Annotated in this window: 15 protein-coding genes; 7 read left to right on the top strand and 8 right to left on the bottom strand. The window is 70.0% G+C overall.

Annotation, left to right across the window (positions count from 1 at the left end; genetic code table 11):
* Nucleotides 1-235: 235 nt before the first annotated feature.
* Genes ACFLIM_RS47525 through ACFLIM_RS47515 form a run of 3 tightly spaced genes read right to left on the bottom strand, consistent with a single transcriptional unit; the run spans nucleotide 236 to nucleotide 2,542 of the window.
* Nucleotides 236-994 carry a hypothetical protein gene (locus ACFLIM_RS47525; protein WP_393177032.1) on the bottom strand — a complete coding sequence of 253 codons (759 nt, stop codon included), beginning with the start codon at nucleotides 992-994 and terminating at the stop codon, nucleotides 236-238.
* A gap of 3 nt (nucleotides 995-997) precedes the next feature.
* Nucleotides 998-2,266, bottom strand: a complete 1,269-nt coding sequence (locus ACFLIM_RS47520; protein WP_393177030.1) for a hypothetical protein — start codon at nucleotides 2,264-2,266, stop codon at nucleotides 998-1,000.
* 3 nt (nucleotides 2,267-2,269) lie between these two features.
* Nucleotides 2,270-2,542 (bottom strand): hypothetical protein, encoded by a 273-nt coding sequence (locus ACFLIM_RS47515; RefSeq protein ID WP_393177028.1) that lies wholly within the window; start codon nucleotides 2,540-2,542, stop codon nucleotides 2,270-2,272.
* Between the two features lie 131 nt (nucleotides 2,543-2,673).
* On the opposite strand from ACFLIM_RS47515, the gene ACFLIM_RS47510 reads away from it, so the two are divergent.
* Nucleotides 2,674-7,071 (top strand): FtsK/SpoIIIE domain-containing protein, encoded by a 4,398-nt coding sequence (locus ACFLIM_RS47510; protein ID WP_393177026.1) that lies wholly within the window; start codon nucleotides 2,674-2,676, stop codon nucleotides 7,069-7,071.
* 52 nt (nucleotides 7,072-7,123) lie between these two features.
* On the opposite strand, the gene ACFLIM_RS47505 is transcribed toward ACFLIM_RS47510, so the two are convergent.
* Entirely contained in the window at nucleotides 7,124-7,402 is a 279-nt protein-coding gene (locus tag ACFLIM_RS47505; RefSeq protein WP_393177024.1) for a WXG100 family type VII secretion target, read from the bottom strand.
* 138 nt (nucleotides 7,403-7,540) lie between these two features.
* Here ACFLIM_RS47505 and ACFLIM_RS47500 point away from each other — a divergent pair, with 138 nt between their 5' ends.
* The gene (locus ACFLIM_RS47500; protein WP_393177022.1) at nucleotides 7,541-9,091 is read left to right on the top strand and encodes a ricin-type beta-trefoil lectin domain protein; all 1,551 of its coding nucleotides are present in this window, start codon (nucleotides 7,541-7,543) and stop codon (nucleotides 9,089-9,091) included.
* Between the two features lie 245 nt (nucleotides 9,092-9,336).
* Here the strand turns inward: ACFLIM_RS47500 and ACFLIM_RS47495 are convergent, their stop codons facing one another.
* Nucleotides 9,337-9,828, bottom strand: coding sequence for an integrase core domain-containing protein (locus tag ACFLIM_RS47495; protein WP_393177020.1), 492 nt, complete (start codon nucleotides 9,826-9,828; stop codon nucleotides 9,337-9,339).
* A 961-nt stretch (nucleotides 9,829-10,789) separates the two neighbouring features.
* On the opposite strand from ACFLIM_RS47495, the gene ACFLIM_RS47490 reads away from it, so the two are divergent.
* Nucleotides 10,790-11,131, top strand: a complete 342-nt coding sequence (locus tag ACFLIM_RS47490) for a cupin domain-containing protein (protein ID WP_393177018.1) — start codon at nucleotides 10,790-10,792, stop codon at nucleotides 11,129-11,131.
* A gap of 7 nt (nucleotides 11,132-11,138) precedes the next feature.
* Here ACFLIM_RS47490 and ACFLIM_RS47485 read toward each other — a convergent pair whose 3' ends face one another.
* Both ACFLIM_RS47485 and ACFLIM_RS47480 read right to left on the bottom strand, forming a co-directional pair.
* Nucleotides 11,139-11,705 (bottom strand): hypothetical protein, encoded by a 567-nt coding sequence (locus ACFLIM_RS47485; protein ID WP_393177016.1) that lies wholly within the window; start codon nucleotides 11,703-11,705, stop codon nucleotides 11,139-11,141.
* A 194-nt stretch (nucleotides 11,706-11,899) separates the two neighbouring features.
* A complete protein-coding gene (locus ACFLIM_RS47480) occupies nucleotides 11,900-13,093 on the bottom strand; it encodes a citrate synthase (protein ID WP_393177014.1) in 1,194 nt (397 codons plus the stop codon).
* A 223-nt stretch (nucleotides 13,094-13,316) separates the two neighbouring features.
* Between ACFLIM_RS47480 and ACFLIM_RS47475 the strand changes: the two genes are divergently transcribed.
* Genes ACFLIM_RS47475 through ACFLIM_RS47460 form a run of 4 tightly spaced genes read left to right on the top strand, consistent with a single transcriptional unit; the run spans nucleotide 13,317 to nucleotide 17,407 of the window.
* Nucleotides 13,317-14,351: an Ldh family oxidoreductase gene (locus ACFLIM_RS47475; RefSeq protein WP_393177012.1), complete on the top strand. Its 1,035-nt coding sequence runs from the start codon at nucleotides 13,317-13,319 to the stop codon at nucleotides 14,349-14,351.
* Nucleotides 14,352-14,371: 20 nt separating this feature from the next.
* Complete coding sequence (locus tag ACFLIM_RS47470; RefSeq protein WP_393177011.1) at nucleotides 14,372-15,352, top strand: Bug family tripartite tricarboxylate transporter substrate binding protein; 981 nt, start codon at nucleotides 14,372-14,374, stop codon at nucleotides 15,350-15,352.
* A gap of 31 nt (nucleotides 15,353-15,383) precedes the next feature.
* On the top strand, nucleotides 15,384-15,884 hold the full coding sequence (locus ACFLIM_RS47465; protein WP_393177010.1) for a tripartite tricarboxylate transporter TctB family protein: 501 nt from the start codon (nucleotides 15,384-15,386) through the stop codon (nucleotides 15,882-15,884).
* Nucleotides 15,884-17,407, top strand: a complete 1,524-nt coding sequence (locus tag ACFLIM_RS47460) for a tripartite tricarboxylate transporter permease (protein WP_393177008.1) — start codon at nucleotides 15,884-15,886, stop codon at nucleotides 17,405-17,407. Before ACFLIM_RS47465 ends, ACFLIM_RS47460 begins: the two co-directional genes overlap by 1 nt.
* 29 nt (nucleotides 17,408-17,436) lie before the next feature.
* Here the strand turns inward: ACFLIM_RS47460 and ACFLIM_RS47455 are convergent, their stop codons facing one another.
* Nucleotides 17,437-17,778 (bottom strand): integrase core domain-containing protein, encoded by a 342-nt coding sequence (locus ACFLIM_RS47455; protein ID WP_393177006.1) that lies wholly within the window; start codon nucleotides 17,776-17,778, stop codon nucleotides 17,437-17,439.
* Nucleotides 17,779-17,878 lie beyond the last annotated feature (100 nt).

The raw sequence follows: 17,878 nt of genomic DNA, 5'->3' as shown, positions 1-17,878 counted from the left end.
TCTACAACTCGCTGGGCGAGGTGGCCAAGGTCAACGGTGGCTACTTCAGCCCCGGCGAGCCGTCCACCCAGCTGCTCGGAGTGGCTGAGACGACTCCACCGGGAACAGGACGAAGGAGATCCAACACCATTCGCCGGGCGTGCGGAGTCCGTCCGTTCGTACACCTACCCCCAGGCCGGCATGAAGCAGCCGCACGCCCTCCGGTCGGCGGGCGCCGCCTTGCGCCGCTCGCGGATCACGTCGGCGGGCGGAGCAGGCCGAGGAGGTGCTCGCGGAGTTCGCGCGGCCCCAGGTCAGTCAGAGCGAGCACGCCGTCCTCGCCGTCGGCCTCGGGTTCGGCCAGCACCACCCGGCCCCGCGGCGCGTAGATCGTCCGCCGTGTCTCCTCAACCTCCTCCGTCCGGCTGAGGCGGTGGTGACTGATCTGGGTGATGGCCAGGGCCTCGGCGAAGATGTCCTGGCCCACGCCCCGGGCGATGTCAGTGAGGGGAGCCCGCCGCAGGCCGTTGCCCGGCTGCTGTCCAGCACCCGCGTGCGGGTCGCAGAACTGTGCGAATCGGTCCGCCAGCCGCTCGATCGGGCCGATGGCGAGGGCGTGCAGCCCGCTCTCGTTGACGTTCTCCTCCACCGCCACGGGCCCAGGGCCGACGTAGAAGACGCGTGCCTGCCTGCTCTCGGCCAGGACCCGCTCCGCCATCACGATGTGCCGGGGCGTACGGCGGGCGGCGAGCAGGTCCTGCAGATCGTCGGAGAGGAGCAGCGCGAGGTCGTCGTCGTCCTCAGCGGTCGGTTCGGGACGGGCGATGCCGCGCGCGACCAGACTGCGCAGTGCCACCATGCAGGCGGTGTCCTTGGCGGCCGGGTCCTGGGAGTCGTACCAGGGGCGGGGAGCGATCTGGTCGGTCTCGGGACCGTCGAGCACGGTGAGCTCTTCGTCGGTCAGGGCGATGACGGGCACGTACGCGGTCCGCGCGCGTTCGATAAGGGATTCCATGGGCTATCTCGCAGGATGTGATAGGGACCAGGTGAGCTTGCGCCAGCCGTCGGACACCTTGTCGCTCGTGTGTTTCCGCAGCCAGCCGCCGATGCCCTTTCTCTCCTTGCCCCCCTCGACGATGGTCTTGCCGAAGGTCCAGCCGGCCGAAATGGTTCCGAGGGCGAGGCCGACGATGATGACCACCTCCCCCACCCCGGTGGCCATGCTGACGCTGCCGGCGAACAGGACCAGGAGGCCGCCCGCGATCCCCGCGCCGCCGGCGACGTAGTTGCCCGTCCTGACCCAGCCCTTGTCCTTGTTGTTGACGATGTCGTCGACCCCGGCGACGATGCCCAGAATCGCGGAACCCTTGGCGATCCCCCTGGCGAGCTTGGCGTACCTGCCTGCGGCGAGGCCCTCGCCCAGGTCCGCCGCGAGCTGGGGCCGCGCGGCGTTCATGATGCGCTCCGCCGTCGTCACCCGCTGGTTCGCGGCCTCGATCTGGGCGGCGAGCTGACGCGCCTGGGCCTTCAACTGGTCGTGTGACAGGCCACGGCCGCCCTCTATCCAGAGCCTTCTGAGCAATGACCGCTCGAGCTCGGCCCTGGAGAGCTTGCGCTGGGCCATCTTGCCGAGCACGCCCTGCTTCAGGAACTGGTAGACGGTGCCGGCCTTGGCGCCCGCGTCCATGAGCGAGAAGACGGCGAGCACGGGGTCGGTGGCCCCTTTGATGGCCGAGTAAACCCCGTACGGGGTGGAGTTCCGGAAGCGTTCCAGCAGGCCCTTCGGATCCGGGTCAGCTTTCTTCTCCAGTTTGAGCTGGGCCAAGGCGTAGAGGGCCGCGGTGGCCTTCTTGGAGTCTTCCAGCCGCAGTTGCCGCTCAGAGGTCTCGGCGGCGTCCGGCCACCGATGAAAGAGATTGTATTTGAGCTCCTCTTTCCGGTCGTCGGACAGGCCCGGCTTCGCGATTTCCCGCTCGTCGTTCTCGTAGTTCTGTATGTAGATGCGGGTGGACCTCTGGACCGCCTCCAGATCACCCGCGTACTTCTTGAGGCCCTGGCTGACCGCCTTGAGGGTATGTCCCTGGATCTCCAGCGCGGTGAAGGTGCCGCCGGCGGTGACGGCGAACATCGCGGCGTGGATACCGTTCCAGCCCTTCAGCGCCGTGACGGCGTGGGCTTCGACCTGCTGGGACGCTCGCGCCATGTCCGCACTGGCCTGACCGATCCGGGCGGCCTCACGGCGGATCGCATCGGGATCGCCCTTCGGGACCTTGAAGGGGGCGGCCATCGGTCATTCGCCCCCCATCGTCTTGCGCACGTTCGCCGCCATCGCCTTCAGCGCCTGGCCCAAATAGTCCACGTCGGCCGTGAGATGCCCGGCCGTTCGCGGGAATCCGGTGGAGGCCGCGGTGGCCGCCTGGGGAACGAAGCCTTCGGAGGCGCCCGCCACTACGCGCAGAGAATTGCTCACGTTCGTGATCAGCCCCTCGAGGTCGGAGTGAACGCGCGCCATGCCCTCGGCGCCCGCGTCCATGTTGGCCGGCACTCCGCCCAGAAAGCCCATGCACAGCCGCCTATCCGAATGATCATCTTCACCCTGGAGCGCCATGATAGCCGAATGATCATGACAAATCCTGAGAAAGCGGGTCGCTATGCTGCCAGAGTGGCGAAAGTGAACCATGGGCGGTATTCCTGATGCGCCTCTCCCTCAGCGCGCTGACCAGCCGGGGGCTGCAGAACGTGGTGGTCAGCGGTGACGAGAGCATCACCGTGGGCCATCTCGTCCTCGCCCTCCAGAAGAACCTCCGGATCCCCGCTCAGGGCCTCTGGACGGATGGCGTACCGCTGCGTCCTGACACGCTCGTGGCCGCGTCACTCCGGGACGGCGACGTCGTCGCCTTCAGTGCCACGGCGGCCACCGCCACCAGGAAGGGTGACCAGCCCGCCGGCGTCGCCGAGGTACGGGTCAGCGGCGGCCCGTCGGCCGGCGGCGTACACCGCCTGACCTATGGAACGGCCACCGTCGGATCGGGCCGATGGTGCACGATCACGGTCGACGACCCCAGCGCCCCCCACTGTGTCGCCGACTTACGGGTCGAGGCCGGTGGCGTCGTGGTGGCTCCGATGGCCGAGGGCGTCACGCTGGACGGCGAGCAGCTCTACGAGCCGGTCCCGTGGCCGGTCGGCGGAGTGCTCAAGGCGGGCATGACGCTCTTCACGCTGGCCCTGCCCGCTCTCCCGGACGCGCACGTGACCGTCATGCCGGAGGGCAACCTGGCCTACAACCGGCCGCCGCGCCTCAACAAGCCGGCCATCGTGCACACCATCGAGGTGCCCGGCCACCCGTCGCGGCAGGACTACCACCGCCTCCAACTGCTGGCCAGCATGATCTTCGGAGTGGGGGGCGTGGTCATGGCCGTCGTCCTCTCGACCCCCTGGTTCCTGCTCATGGCGCTCCTGACGCCGATCACCATGGTCGCGCAGTGGTGGAGCGATCGGCGTTACGGGCGCAAGCAGTATCGCCAGGCCATGAAGGAGTACCAGGCCCGCATGGTCGCCTTCGAACAGCGGCTGGAGGAACTGCGCAGGACCGACCAGAGGGATCGGCGGGCCGAGTTCCCCGACCCCGGCGAGGTGTTCCTCAGCGCCGTCGGCCCGCGCCAGCGCCTCTGGGAACGCCGCCTGCACGATCCGGACACCCTGCACCTGCGGGTCGGGCTGGCCGACCTGCCGTCCAAGATCGAGCTCGTCCCGGAGCCGGGCACCCCGCCCGTGGCCAAGGAGCATCCTCCGGTTCCGGTGTCGCACGCGGTGCCCGTGGTGGTGCCGCTGCCACGGGCCGGGGTCGCGGGCCTCACCGGGTGGCCGGCCGCCTCCCGGTCGCTCGCCCGCTGGCTGGTCGCGCAGGCGGCGGCCCTGCACAGCCCGCGTGACCTGGCCATCGTCGTCCTCAGCGCCGACCCGCAGGGCGTGGCGAACTGGGACTGGGTCCGCTGGCTGCCGCACTGTGTGCCCCGGGAGGGAGAGGAGTGCGTGGCCCTGGTCGGCAACGATCCCGACTCGGCCGCGCGGCGGATCGGCGAGCTGATCGGGAAGATCAACGCCCGTAGGGAACGCCACAACTCCCCGGACGCCGGCCCGCTCTTCTCCTTCGGCCAGGGGCCGGGGCTGTCCGGCGGGTACGCCAGCGCGCAGCCGTACAACGTGCTCGTCGTCCTGGACGGCGCCCGCGCGCTGCGCGGGCTGCCCGGGGTCCCGCAGATCCTGCAGCTCGGGCCGCCAGTGGGGATCTACGCCCTCTGCGTCGACGACGACCAGCGGCTGCTGCCCGAGGAGTGCACGGTCGTGGCCGTCTGCGAGCATGAGCGCCCCGGCCTGGTACGGCTGCGCGGCGGCGCCCAGCACGACGTACCGCCCGAGGCCATCGGCGACCAGGTGAGCGTGGAGTGGTGCGACCGGCTGGCCCGGGCCGTCGCGCCCCTGCGGGACATCGGCCGCGAGGACGCCGACTCCGTCATCCCGTCCGCCGCCCGGTTACTGGACCTGCTCGGCATGCCCGACGCCCGCCCCGAGCAGATCCACGCCCTGTGGCGCGAGGGCCGGACGACGCGAGTCCCGATCGGCGTTGGCGCGGAGGGGCTCTACAGCGTGGACCTGCGGCTGGACGGGCCACACGCATTGATCGCGGGAACGACGGGCGCCGGCAAGTCGGAGCTGCTGCAGTCGCTGATCGCCTCGCTGGCGGTCCACAACCGGCCCGACGAGATGAACTTCGTGCTCATCGACTACAAGGGGGGCAGCGCGTTCAAGGACTGCGCCAAGCTGCCGCACACCGTCGGCATGGTGTCCGACCTGGACGGCCATCTCACCGAGCGGGCCCTGGAGTCCCTGGCGGCCGAGCTCAAACGGCGCGAGCACCTGCTGCTCAGGGCGGACGCGAAGGACATCGAAGACTACAACGACTACCGCGACTCGGGCCGGCCGCTGGAGCCGATGCCCCGACTCCTCCTGGTCATCGACGAGTTCGCGGCGATGGTGGCCGAGTTGCCGGACTTCATTCTCGGCCTGGTGGACATCGCCCGCCGTGGCCGTTCGCTCGGCGTCCATCTGATCCTGGCCACGCAGCGCCCCGGCGGCGTGGTCACGCCGGACATCGCGGCCAACACCAACCTGCGGATCGCGCTGCGCGTGACGAGCAACGAGGAGTCAACGGACATCATCAACTCCCGTAACGCCGCCGCGATCTCGAAGACCACCCCAGGACGCTGTTTCATCAGGTCAGGGGCCTCCTCCCTGCACGCGGTGCAGTCGGCGCGGATCGGCGGGCGGCGGCCCGGCCAGGGGCAGGCCGTGACGCGGGAGGTACGCGTCGATCCAGTCGCGTGGCAGGCCCTGGGTGTCGCGCTGCCGGCCCCGGCGGGCGACGACGGGGACGACGCGACCATGCTGACGGACCTCTCGGTGCTGGTGGAGGCGGTTGGCGCGGCGGCCGGGCAGCTCGGCCTGGAGCGTACGCGCAGCCCGTGGCTGCCCCCGCTGCCGGAGCTCATCACCATGTCCGAGCTGGCGCCCTCTGACGGGCCGGCGCTGCGTCTGCCGTTCGCCCTGGCCGACCTGCCATCCCAGCAGCGGCGGCGGACCGAGTACTACGACCTGGCCGCGGCCGGGCACCTGCTCGTGGTCGGCGGGGGGCGTACCGGGCGCTCGACCGTGCTGCGCGCGATCGCCGCGTCGGCCGGACTCCTGTGCGCCCCCGCCGACGTGCACCTCTATGGCGTGGACTGCGGCAACAACGCGCTGCTGCCCTTGACGGGGATGCCGCACTGCGGCGCGGTCGTCGGCCGCGACTCTCCCGACCGGCTGGGGCGTCTCACCAAACGCTTCCTCGAGACCATCTTCGAGCGCCAGCAGGCGCTGTCGGCGCAGGGCTTCGCCGACGTCACCGAGCAGCGGGCCGCGGTACGGCCGGAGGACCGGCTGCCCTACGTCCTCGTGCTCTTCGACCGCTGGGAAGGCTTCCACGCGGCCTTCGAGTCCGTCGACCACGGCGTGCTGATCGACCAGTGGATGCAGATCTTCCAGGAGGGCCCGGGCGCCGGGGTGAAGGTGGTCCTGTCGGGAGATCGCAGCACGCTGGTCGGGCGGATCGCCACGCTCTTCGACGACCGGCTGGTGCTCAAGCTCACCGACCCCACCGACTACACCTACGTCGGGATGAAGACCAGGGACGTTCCCGAGCACATGCCTCCCGGCCGCGCGTTCCGCGCCGCGGTCGATCTACGGGAGGTGCAGGTGGCGCTCCTCGAACGCGACCCGGCCGGAACGGCGCAGGTCGCGGCCCTGCACCAGGTGGCGCGCACCGCGAAGAGCCGGCACGGGAGCCTGCCGCCGCACCGGCGCCCGTTCCGGGTGGACGCGCTGCCGTCGGGCATCACCCTGACCGAGACGCTGGCGCTGACCGGCCAGGCGCCGCCGCAGGACGCGGTCGTGGTCGGGGTAGGCGGCGACGCGCTGGGCGAGCGGTTCTTCCGTACCGGCGAGGACGGACCGGCGCTGGTGGTGGCCGGGACGCCGAAGTCGGGCAGGAGCACCACGTTGTGCACCATGCTGACCTGCCTGCTGGACAGGGGCTGGGAGGCGGTGCTGGTCACCCCCCGGCTAAGCCCGCTGCGCAACCTCGCCGGCCGCCCGGGGGTCCGCGCCTGCTTCGGCGGCGACGCCGACGCCGAGCGGGTACGCGAGGCCGTCTCCGGCCCGACGCGCTGCGCGCTGCTGATCGACGACCTGGAGCTGCTGGGCAACTCCAGCCCGCTCGCGGACTGGATCGTGGACTATGTCGGTGAGTCACGGGACGGCGGGAACCTGGTGATCGGGGCCGGCAACGTCGATGACCTCGACAGCATGTACTCGGGGCCGGTCGTGGCCATGAAGAGGACGCGGTCGGGGCTCCTGCTGCGGCCGAACCAGCCGAGTCAGGGCGACCTGTTCGGCGTCCAGCTACCGCGCAGCATCGCCACCGGGACCGGGCCGCCCGGCCGTGGCCTGCTGTTCCGCGGTGGCGCATGGGAACGCGTACAGGTGGCGATGCCTTGACGAAAGAGGAGCGGCGGACTGGCCCGCCGCTCCTTCGCCGGAAACGGGCTGGTCAGCCGCCCCCGCCCATGGTGGTGATGAGCGCCGCCTTCTGCTTCTGGATACCCTGCTGGGCCTCCTGCAGGTCGCGCTGGAGGTTGTCGAACGACTTCTTGTAGGTTTCCCACGCCGCCTTGAACTTCTCCGCGTTGCCGCCGGACCAGACGTCGGGGATCTGCTGGACCTGAGCGTCGAGCGCCGCCTTCATCGTCTGCGCCGCCTCGCCCTGCTGGGCGAAGGTCTTGCCCATCGCCTCAAGCGCCTCGGGGGTCGCACCAAGCTTGGGAGGCATATTTGTCCCTTCCGAACCATTGGTCGTGATCGCAGCCCACAACAATAAGGGCACTCAGCTCATATTTGACTGCAATTGTCATCATTAGCCACATCGGCACCATTCGTTGCTAGCCTTTGGCCTCCGGAGGTTCTGGCGATGATGCAGGCACTACGCGGTAACGACCCCGTCGCGATCGGCGGGTACAGACTCGAAGGGCGGCTGGGCGAGCGCGTCTTCTACGGACGGCGGGGCGACGGCCTCCCCGTGGCGATCCACGCGTACCTGGCGCCCGGCGGCTACGACCTGCTGGCCCAGTTGCCGCCCTTCTGCACGGCCCGGGTGGTCGAGGTGGGCACGGCGGGCGAGTGGGCGTTCGTGGCCAGTGAGTTCGTACCCGGCCCGTCCATCGCCGACCTGGTGTCCGTCGAAGGACCGCGCGGCGGCCATGAGCTCGACCAGGCGGCGGTCAGGACGCTGACCGCGCTCGGCGCGCTGCACGGCGCCGCGATCATCCACGGGGGCCTGCACCCCGGCAACGTGATCCACGGCCCCGAAGGCCCGACCGTGACGGGGTTCGGCCTCTCACGCGGCGGCGCCCCGGCCTACGCCGCGCCCGAGCAGGTGGCCGCCGACGAGTTCACCACGGCGGGCGACATGTTCGCGTGGGCCTCCATCGTGGTCTACGCCGCGACGGGACGCCCGCCGTTTGGCGACGGCGAACCCGCCGTGGTGTTCGACCGGATCCTGCGCGCCCAACCCGACCTGGGGGCGATGTCGGGCGCGTTGCGCGACGTGGTGGCCGTCTGCCTGGCCAAGGACCCGGCCGCCCGACCGACCGCGCAGTACGCGCAGCAACTGCTGATCAGCGGCACCCCGTCCGCGCCCGCTCAGGCCGCGTCGAAGCAGCCACAGGTACGGCCGCCCGCGCCCAAGAAGAAGCGCGACCTCCGGGTGCCCATCATCTCCGGGATCGCGGTGGTGACGGTGATCGGCGTGCTCGCCGGATGGCTGCTGCTGGGCAAGGAGGAGCCGCCCAAGACGGCGCTGCTGGCGAACAACGAACGCCCGGCCGCCACGCCCACCCCCACACCGACTCCCACACCGACGCCCAGCCCCACGAAGAAGAAGCGCCAGCGGCCCACCCCGAACCCCACGGTGACGGTGCAGATTCCGGTGTACCCACAGCCTGAGCCCACCCCGACCAGGAAGAAGCGCAAGCCCACACCGGTGCCCACGGTGACCAAGACCGTCGAGCCCACCACGGCACAGCCCAAGCAGACGAAGGAGCGGCCTACCCCCAGGCCCTCCCCAACGCTCGCGCAGCGGGCCCCGACGGTCAGGAACCGCGCGACCGGCCTGTGCCTGGCCATCGGCCGCGGCGATGCCATCGCGGGCAAGGCGGTAGTCCAGTGGAACTGCACGAACGGCCCCGAGCAACAGTGGACCCGCCAGGGCGGCCAGCTCATCAACAAGGCGACCGGGATGTGCCTCGACAATGGCGAGGGCAAGCCGAGCAAGCCCGCTGTGCAGAACGCGTGCAACGGCGGCGCCGTCCAGTACTGGACCCACCAGGGCGGGCGCCTGGTCAACGCCGCCACGGGCCTGTGCCTGGTCATCGCGCACAGCGACGCCACGCCGGGCAAGCGGGCGACCCTGTGGAAGTGCAACAGCAGCTACCCCGACCAACAGTGGAGCTTCCAGTCGTAGTCCGTGGGTCGTGGGCTCAAGGCCCAGCGCCTACCCCGCCGCCGTCCGATTTCCCGCGAAGTGGAATCCGCTGGACCACGCGAAGTTCGGCGTCACCGACCTTGCCTCAGAAGGTAAGGCGCGGCTCTCTACGCAACGAGCCCGAACCGCGAATCCCCAGCTCAGCCGCTCCCTCAGAACGATCTGCACCCTGTAGCGCGTCAAAACTCGCGCATGGGGTCTGATCTGGGGTTTCACCAGTCGACCTAGGCCGCTCGGCCGTACTCGTTGATCGCTCCTCCAAGGATCTTGTGGCGTTCGATCCGGCCTTCCATCGGCACCACCACATGCTCATCTTGATCGGGTGGCCGTTGCCTACGAGCCTGATGCGGCCGATGGCCGTTGTAGTGATCGAGATATTCGTTCAGGACCGAGCGCAGGTGACGTTCGCTGTAGATCAGCAGGCGGTCGGTGCGCTGGGCGCGCACTGTCCGGATCCAGCGCTCGGCGTGGCAGTTCGCCCGTGGCGAGCGCGGCGGCGTCTTGAGGACGCGCACGTCCGCGCTGGCCAGCACCTCGTCAAATTCTCTGCCGAACTTGCCGTCCCTGTCCCGGATCAGGAATCGGAACCTGCCGGCTCGCTCACCCAGTTCCATCAGTAGATTGCGCGCCTGCTGCGCCGTCCAAGCACCGGTCGGATGAGCGGTGACACCGAGGATGTGCACGCGCTGCGTCTCGATCTCCATGACGAACAGCACGTACAGCCGTTTGAGCCACACTGTGTCGACGTGCAGAAAGTCGCACGCCAGGATGCCAGTGACCTGAGAAGCGAGGAACTGGCGCCAGGTCGGTACGGACCGGCGCGGTGCCGGCCCCAAACCGACCGCCGCCAGGACACGGCGGACCGTCCCCTCCCCCACCCGGTACCCAGGCCGATCAGCTCACCTCGAATGCGCCGATACCGCCACCGTGGATTCTCCCGCGCCAACCGGACGATCAGATCACGGACCTCCGCAGAGATCGGCGGCCGACCCGCCTTGGCGGGATAGGTCCACTTCTTCCTGACCAGCCTGCGATGCCAAGCCAGCAGCGTGCCGGGCGTCACGATGCGATGCAGCCGAAGGCGAGCAGGCAACAGCCCGGCCAGCGCGGCCAGCAGCGCCCGATCCGCCCAGTCCGGCTTCGGATGGGCCACCTGCCGACGCAGCACCGCCACCTCATGTCGCAACACCAAGAGCTCCACCTCCATGGAGGCGGAGCTCGGCGTGAGCAGCACCAGCCAGCCGAACACCCGGCACGCCAGCAGATACAGGAGACGAAACAGCACGACAGCCGAGCCTAGAAGACCAGGTCAACCGCTCGGCACCGATTCTGGCACCGGACAGGCAGCCAGTCCGAGCTTCGGGATCTGCTCGGGGCGACCGTCCGCACGCCCTTGTCCCAGCGCGCCCTCGACCCGCGCGGCCCGTACACGAACACTGGCTGCGACGCCGCATCATACTTACCGGCCAGATCCGCGAGCAGGTACACGAGCTCGGCGGCCGCGTTGTCCGCGATTTATCCGGCTAATGGTCTCGGTTCTCGGGGTTGGCCGGTTAATGCTTTCTGTTCGGTCTCATCCGACCCGAGGCGGTCCACGAATGCCTCAGATGCGTGAGCCAGCTCGCGAGTACTGGGGCGGTGAACCTGGGATAGACCCCTGGCGGTAAGGTCGCCGCAATGCAGATCATTAAGGGTGCAGGGGAATGGGCGCAGCCGACTGCCGGGGCTGCCAACGACTGGGCTGAGCACCTCAGGGTGCCAGACCTGTCCATTGGGACATACTGCATCCCGGCGGGCGGGGTCGACACCCAAAGCCCGCACACCGAGGACGAGATCTATGTGGTGACCGCAGGCCAGGCCCGGATCGTGACGGCAAGCGGTGAGGCGGAGGTCGGCCCCGGTGCGGTGATCTTCGTCCCGGCGGGTGAGGAACACCACTTCGTGGACATCACTGAGAATCTGGCGCTGCTGGTCGTGTTCGGCCCAGCCTACGGCTCGCGCGCGGACTCCCGGGCCTGACCCGCGCTCAGCACCCCTGATAGCGGATGAGTGGCACCAGCAACAATCGGGTGATCAAGACCAGCCAGTACTCGCCCTTGAAACCAGATCTGTCGCACGCCAAGATGCCGGAGGCTTGCGACGTGGGGAACTGTCGCCAGGTCGGTGAGGCCTGGCGTGGCGCTGGTCCCAGACCGGCCGCGGCCAGGATCCGGCGGATGGTGCCTTCCCCGAGCCGATGGCCGAGGCCGAGCAGTTCACCCCGGATGCGCCGGTGCCCCGATCGGGGATTCTCCTTGGCCAACTGGACCACCAGATCACGCAGCTCATCCGGGACCGGCGGACGCCCGACCGTGTTCGGGTAAGTCCAGCGTTGGGTGACCAGCCGACGGCGCCAGACAACAAGGTGCCCGGCGTCACGATCCGATGGAGCCGAAGCCGCGTGGGCAGCAGCCGTGCCAGTGCGGCCGGCAGCGCCCGGTCGGCCCAGTCCGGTCGCGGCCGGGCGACCTGACGACGCAGGACGGCGACCCTCATGACGCAGCACCAAGATCTCCACCTCCTTGGAGGCGTCGCCCCGCATGAGGAGCGTCAACCAGCCGAACGTCGACCAGCGAGATCTCGTAGGAGTCCCTGGGGGCTTCGGCCGCCCCGAGGGAGAGCGTCATCAGTAGCGCGACGATCAGGGCACGCCATCTCGTGGCGCCTCCAGTCTGTGTCCAGCGCGGCTTCGTCCGCAGTGTCTCCGCGATCTCGTACGAGGACAAGAGCGGCCCGGCCGCGCCGGAGTCAGCTGGCGCCGTGCCCCTGCTGGGGTTCGTACTTCTCGATGGCGTGCGCGATCCACCCGGCGCTGCGGGCGATCACGAAGACCGCCTCCCCCGCCCCGTTGGCCAGGTCGTGGGCGAAACACAGCGCCCCGAGCGCGAACTCGACGTTGGGGTGCAGCTGCCGCCGCTCGATCACCAGTTCCACGGCCGCCCGGACGATGTCCAGCCGCTCCGGCCGGGCCGCCGACTTGGCGAGCATGGCCAGCAGCAGCGCGCCTCGTGGATCGGGCCCCCGGTAGCGGGGCTGCCCGAAGCCGGACAGGCGGTCGCCGCGCTGGAGGCGTTGTCCCAGCACGCGGGCGACCTGGTCCCGGGAGTCGATCTCGGCCAGCCACGCCTGCACCGCCAGCGACGAGCCGCCGCCGTGCAGCAGCCCGCTGGCCATGCTGGTCCCGGCCAGCACCACCGAGTACGGGTCGGCAGCCGTGGCCGCCGCGTCGCGGGCCGCCCGGGTGGACGGTCCGAGGCCGTGGTCGGCGCACAACACGAGCGCGGCCGACAGCAGGGCGAGGTCGGCGGGCGTTGGCGCCGACGGTGACAGGCGCGCCCACAACCGTTCCGCGATGGAGCGCCCTTCCCCGGCGGGATGGGTGCCGGCGGGCAGGGACTCGACGAAGGCGGGTGCCAGGGTGCGCGCCACCGAGGTGACCGACGCCGTGGACAGGTCGTACCGGAACGGGTCGAGTGCGCCGAGCAGCATGGTCGTCGCCTTGATCCGGTCGAGCGGCAGGCTGGAGGCCGGCATCGCCTCCTGGAGACGGCCGATGGCCGCGGCGGTCTTGGCGTCGATCACCCACGCGGGACCGCTCAGTCGCTCGCCCCACAGCAGCTCGGCCACCGATTCGAACGACTGTGTACGGGCCAGCTCGATGGCTGGGCGTCCCCGGTAGAGCAGCCGGTCGTCGACGATGTGGGCGATGCGGGTGGTGGCCTCGGCGGGCTCGGGGCCGGGGGACGGGGGTTCGGGCGGGGTGCCCTTGCGGCGGCCGAACTGCTCCACGGCGGCACGCGACAACCAGCTGCGCCCCCGTGACCGGTCGCTGTGCAGCAACCCCCGGCTGATGTAGGCGTACACGGTGCTGGGCTTGACCTGAAGGATCCGTGCGGCCTCTTCCACCGACAGGGCGTCGGCGTGCTCGATCTCACCTGGCACCGGCGCGTGGCCTCCATGTTGATTCAGATGTTGATTCGTCAACTCTAGTGCATCGGCCCGGACTCCCGCTGGTGTACCTGTTGACACCTCAAAGAGGGCACGCCTATGGTCAACACACTCTCAATATGTCATCAACATTGATGGCAGGTAAATCAACATCTCCGTGAGCGTCGCGCCGGCGGCGGGCGCCGTACTCACGGGGCGGCACGTCGGAAGGACACGCATGACCACGATCACCCGCGACCGCCTGCACGACCTCGCGGCCGCCGCGCTGCGAGCCGGGGGCATGCCACTCGATGGTGCCGGCCAGGCGGCGCAGGTGCTGGTACTGGCCGACCTGTTCGGCATCCGTACGCACGGCGTCCAGCGCATCCCCCAATACCTGGAGCGCGCCCGCCTCGGCGGCATCGACCTGGCCGCCGAGGTGACCACGCAGGCGGTGACCCCGGCGCTGGCCCGGGTCGACGGCGCCAACGGCATCGGCCCGCTCGTGGGCGCCCGCGCCCTCCAGGCCGCCATGGCCGGAGCGCGGGCCACCGGCATCGGCGCGGCGTTCGCCCGGCACAGCAACCACTTCGGCCCGGTCATGCCCTACCTGTTCCAGGCCGCCCAGGAGGGCTTCGCGGCGATCATCGCCAGCAACGCCACGACGACCATCGCTCCCTGGGGCGGCACGGAGGCCAAGCTCGGCAACAACCCGCTCGGCATCGGGGTGCCCCACCCAGGCGGCGACCCGCTGATGCTGGACATCGCGATGAGCGTGGTCGCGCGGGCGAAGGTGCGGGCCGCCGCCAAGGCCGGAGCGACCATCCCCGACACCTGGGCGGCCGACCGGAGCGGGCGCCCGACGACCGACCCGGTCAAGGCCCTGGACGGCTTCCTCCAGCCGTTCGGCGCCCACAAGGGCTACGGGCTCTCCCTCATGGTCGACCTGTTCGCCGGGCTCCTGTCCGGGGCCGCGTACCTGGACCGGGTCAGCTCGTGGAGCACCGACCCAGGGCGGGCGCAGGACCTCGGCCACCTGTTCATCCTCATCGACACCGGCCCCCTCCTGCCGGGCTCCGACCTGGCCGGGCGGATGGCCGACTTCGTCCGCACCCTGCACGCCACCCCGGCCGCGGATCCGGGCACGCCGGTCCGCGTACCCGGCGAGATCGAGATGTCCGCCTACCACCGCCAAACGCGCGACGGCGTCGGGGTGCTCGGCGAAGACCTCGCGGCGCTGCGCGCCCTGGCATCCGCCACCGAACACGCCTGACCACAAGGGACGTCCAGCACATGAAGCACCCCCGAATCCTCGCCGCCGGTCTCGCGGCCGCCCTGCTGCTGCCGGCCGCCGCATGCGGCACCACCGCCGACCAGGGCACCGCGTCGGCCACTCGGAACATGCACGTCGTGGTCGGCAACCAACCCGGCGGCGGCTACGACACGATGGCCCGCCAGATCGCCAAGGTCCTCGCCGAAACCAAGATCGTCACCCGTACGGACGTCGTCAACAAGCCCGGCGCCGACGGCACCGTCGCCCTGCAGCAACTCGTCAACCAGAAGGGCCAGGGCGGCACCCTGATGACCACCGGCCTGGCGGTCACCGGAGCCGCACTGGCCAACAAGGCGCCGGTGACGCTCAAGGACGTGACGCCGATCGCCCGGGTGCTGGAGGAGCCGAGCATCGTCGCGGTGTCCGCCTCCTCTCCGTACCGGACGCTGGCCGACCTGCTCAAGGCGTGGAAGGCCGACCCGGGCAAGGTGCCCGCCGGCGGCGGAGCGGTCGGCGGCCCCGACTACACGTACATCATGCTGCTGGCCAAGGCCGCCGGAATCGACCCGAAGGACGTGAACTTCGTCCAGTACGACGGCGGCGGCGAACTGCTGCCCGCGGTCCTCGGTAACAAGGTGGGCTTCGCGGCCTCCGGTTACGCCGAATGGGCGGACCAGATCGACTCGGGGCAACTCCGGGTGCTCGCGGTCTCCAGCGCGGCCCGCCTGGAGGGCCTGGACGCGCCCACGCTCAAGGAACAAGGCGTCGACCTCGTCTTCGCCAACTGGCGCGGCTTCATCGCTCCCCCGCAGATCAGCGAGGCCGACCGGACGGCGCTGATCGACGTGTTCCGCAAGATGCGCGACACGCCGCAGTGGAAGCAGACGCTGAAGCAGAACGGGCAGTACGACGCGTTCCTCGCCGGGCCCGAGTTCGGCACGTTCATGTCGGGCGAGCAGGATCGCATCCGCCAGATTCTCACCGAGGCGGGCGCGCTGTGAGAGGCGAGCCTGCGTCGAGGGCGGGCGCCCGGTGAGAGGGCGTCGCACGCTGCCCGACCTCGGCCTGGTGGCGCTGCTCCTCGGCGTCGCCGCGCTCATCGCCTGGGACCTCACCCACCTGTCCGGCAACTACGCCCAGCGCGGGCCCGTCGGACCGGCCGCGGTGCCCGCCGTCGTGGCGCTTCTCCTGGTGGCCTGCGCGGCGGTCCTTGCCGTACAGATCGTCCGCAGCCGGAGAGAGGACGCAGAGGAGCCCTCGGCGGAGACCTCTGGCGAGCCCGAGCAACGAGCCGACCGGAAGACGCTGATCGTGCTCGCCGGCGCTCTCCTCCTCACGATCGCGCTGATCGAGCGGGCCGGCTGGGTGATCGCCGGCGCCCTGCTGTTCTGGTTGTCGTGCTACGCGCTGGGCAGCCGCAACCCCCTGCGCGACCTCGCCGTGGCCGCCGCCCTCTCGATCGGCTCCTTCTACCTCTTCGACACCGGGCTCGGCCTCCACCTGCCCGCGGGAATCCTGCAGGGGATCCTCTGATGGACGCGCTGACACAACTCGCCGCCGGGTTCGCCACCGCGCTGACCCCGATGAACCTGCTGTACGCCGCGATCGGCGTCGTACTCGGCACCGCGGTGGGCGTCCTGCCCGGGCTCGGCACGTCGATGACCGTCGCGTTGCTGCTCCCGCTGACGTACGCGCTCGAACCCACCAGCGCGTTCATCATGTTCGCCGGCATCTTCTACGGCGGCGCGTACGGCGGATCCACCACCTCGATCCTGCTGAACACCCCAGGAGAGAGCTCCACGGTGGTGACCGCCATCGAAGGCCACCTGATGGCCAAGTCGGGCAAAGCCGCCCAGGCGCTGGCCACGGCCGCCATCGGCTCCTTCATCGCGGGCACCCTCGGCTCCACCCTGCTGGTGTTCCTGGCCACGCCGATCGCCCGCCTCGCCGTCGAACTGGGGGCGCCGGAGTACTTCGCCATCATGGTGCTGGCGTTCGTGGCCGTGACCGCCACGCTCGGCGGCTCGCGCGTACGCGGATTCGCCTCCCTGGGGCTGGGACTCGCGATCGGCCTGATCGGCCTCGACCCGCAGACCGGCCAGCAGCGCCTCACCTTCGGCATCCCGCAGCTCATCGACGGCATCGACATCGTCCTCGTCGCGGTCGCGGTGTTCGCCGTGGGCGAGGCCCTGTGGATCGGCGCCCACCGGCACCGCGCCCAGGACCGGCTCGTGGCACCGGGACGGCCGTGGATGAGCCGCGACGATTGGAAGCGCTCCTGGAAACCCTGGCTGCGGGGCACCGCACTCGGCTACCCCTTCGGCGCCCTGCCCGCCGGCGGTGCCGAGATCCCCACCATCCTCTCGTACGCCACCGAGAAGCGCCTGACCAAGAGGCCCGAGGAGTTCGGCCACGGAGCCATCGAAGGAGTCGCCGGGCCGGAGGCCGCCAACAACGCCTCCGCGGCCGGCTCCATGACCTCACTGCTCACCCTGGGCCTGCCCGCCAGCGCGACAACAGCGGTCATGCTGGCCGCGTTCACCACGTACGGCATCCAGCCCGGCCCGCAGCTGATGACGCACGAGCCGGAACTGGTGTGGGCGCTGATCGCCAGCCTCTTCATCGGCAACACTCTGCTGCTCGTCATCAACCTGCCCCTGGCGCCCGTCTGGGCCAAACTGCTGCGCATCCCGCGCCCGTACCTCTACAGTGGGATCCTGTTCTTCGCCGTGCTGGGCACGTACTCGCTGAACGCCCAGCCCATGGACCTGGTCATGCTGGTGATCCTGGGCGTCCTGGGCTTCGCCATGCGGCGCTACGACCTGCCGGTACTCCCGCTGATCGTGGGCGTCGTACTCGGCCCGCGGGCGGAGATGCAACTGCGCCGCGCACTGCAGCTCAGCGACGGCTCCCTCACCGTACTCACCTCCAGCACGCTGACTCTGATCATCTACGCCGCCCTGGCCCTCGTCCTGCTCTGGCCACTGATCCGCGTCACCCACCGCCGCCTCGCCGCACGCCGGCCGGATGGCGCCACTGACACCAGCCATCGGTGACACCTGTGGGTGCCGAATATCGTGTCACCTCATGCGACCTGGGAGTATTTGTGTAGTAGACCACCGAGCCGGTCTCTTCGAGTGACCGTGATGTCGGCATCGATGGGCTCGGGCAGCGCCCGCAATGGGCTGGCTTGATCCAGCGCCCGGTGCGGCCGGTGCTCACTGAAATGCGCCTCGTACTCAGCGAGGACGGTGCGCAGGTGTGCGGCGTTGATGACGAGGATCCGGTCGAGGATCTCGCGGCGTACGCTGCCCACCCAGCGCTCCATGATCGCGTTCATCCGGGGAGCCTGTGGAGCAGTGAGCACCACGCGGATGCCCTGCGTTTTGAACACCTCATCGACCCTGGTGGCCAATTCGAGGGACACACGTCGAGGTCCGTGATCTTCTGCTGATGTGTCGCGATGATGCCTTCTGCAGCCGGTTTCCCCTCACCCGGCCGTAGAACTGGAGCGCGTGGTGTCGGTG

This window comes from Nonomuraea marmarensis, from assembly GCF_043197025.1.
GTDB lineage: Bacteria > Actinomycetota > Actinomycetes > Streptosporangiales > Streptosporangiaceae > Nonomuraea > Nonomuraea marmarensis.
The sequence above is the reverse complement of the archived record's forward strand: the minus strand, read 5'-3'. Positions and strand labels throughout refer to the sequence as shown.

Excerpts from the sequence above, each read along its gene's own strand:
- ACFLIM_RS47525 (WP_393177032.1), bottom strand. The coding sequence starts at position 994 with ATGGAATCCCTTATCGAACGCGCGCGGACCGCGTACGTGCCCGTCATC.
- ACFLIM_RS47515 (WP_393177028.1), bottom strand. The coding sequence starts at position 2,542 with ATGGGCTTTCTGGGCGGAGTGCCGGCCAACATGGACGCGGGCGCCGAG.
- ACFLIM_RS47490 (WP_393177018.1), top strand. The coding sequence starts at position 10,790 with ATGCAGATCATTAAGGGTGCAGGGGAATGGGCGCAGCCGACTGCCGGG.
- ACFLIM_RS47470 (WP_393177011.1), top strand. The coding sequence starts at position 14,372 with ATGAAGCACCCCCGAATCCTCGCCGCCGGTCTCGCGGCCGCCCTGCTG.
- ACFLIM_RS47460 (WP_393177008.1), top strand. The coding sequence starts at position 15,884 with ATGGACGCGCTGACACAACTCGCCGCCGGGTTCGCCACCGCGCTGACC.
- ACFLIM_RS47500 (WP_393177022.1), top strand. The coding sequence starts at position 7,541 with ATGATGCAGGCACTACGCGGTAACGACCCCGTCGCGATCGGCGGGTAC.
- ACFLIM_RS47505 (WP_393177024.1), bottom strand. The coding sequence starts at position 7,402 with ATGCCTCCCAAGCTTGGTGCGACCCCCGAGGCGCTTGAGGCGATGGGC.
- ACFLIM_RS47510 (WP_393177026.1), top strand. The coding sequence starts at position 2,674 with ATGCGCCTCTCCCTCAGCGCGCTGACCAGCCGGGGGCTGCAGAACGTG.
- ACFLIM_RS47520 (WP_393177030.1), bottom strand. The coding sequence starts at position 2,266 with ATGGCCGCCCCCTTCAAGGTCCCGAAGGGCGATCCCGATGCGATCCGC.
- ACFLIM_RS47475 (WP_393177012.1), top strand. The coding sequence starts at position 13,317 with ATGACCACGATCACCCGCGACCGCCTGCACGACCTCGCGGCCGCCGCG.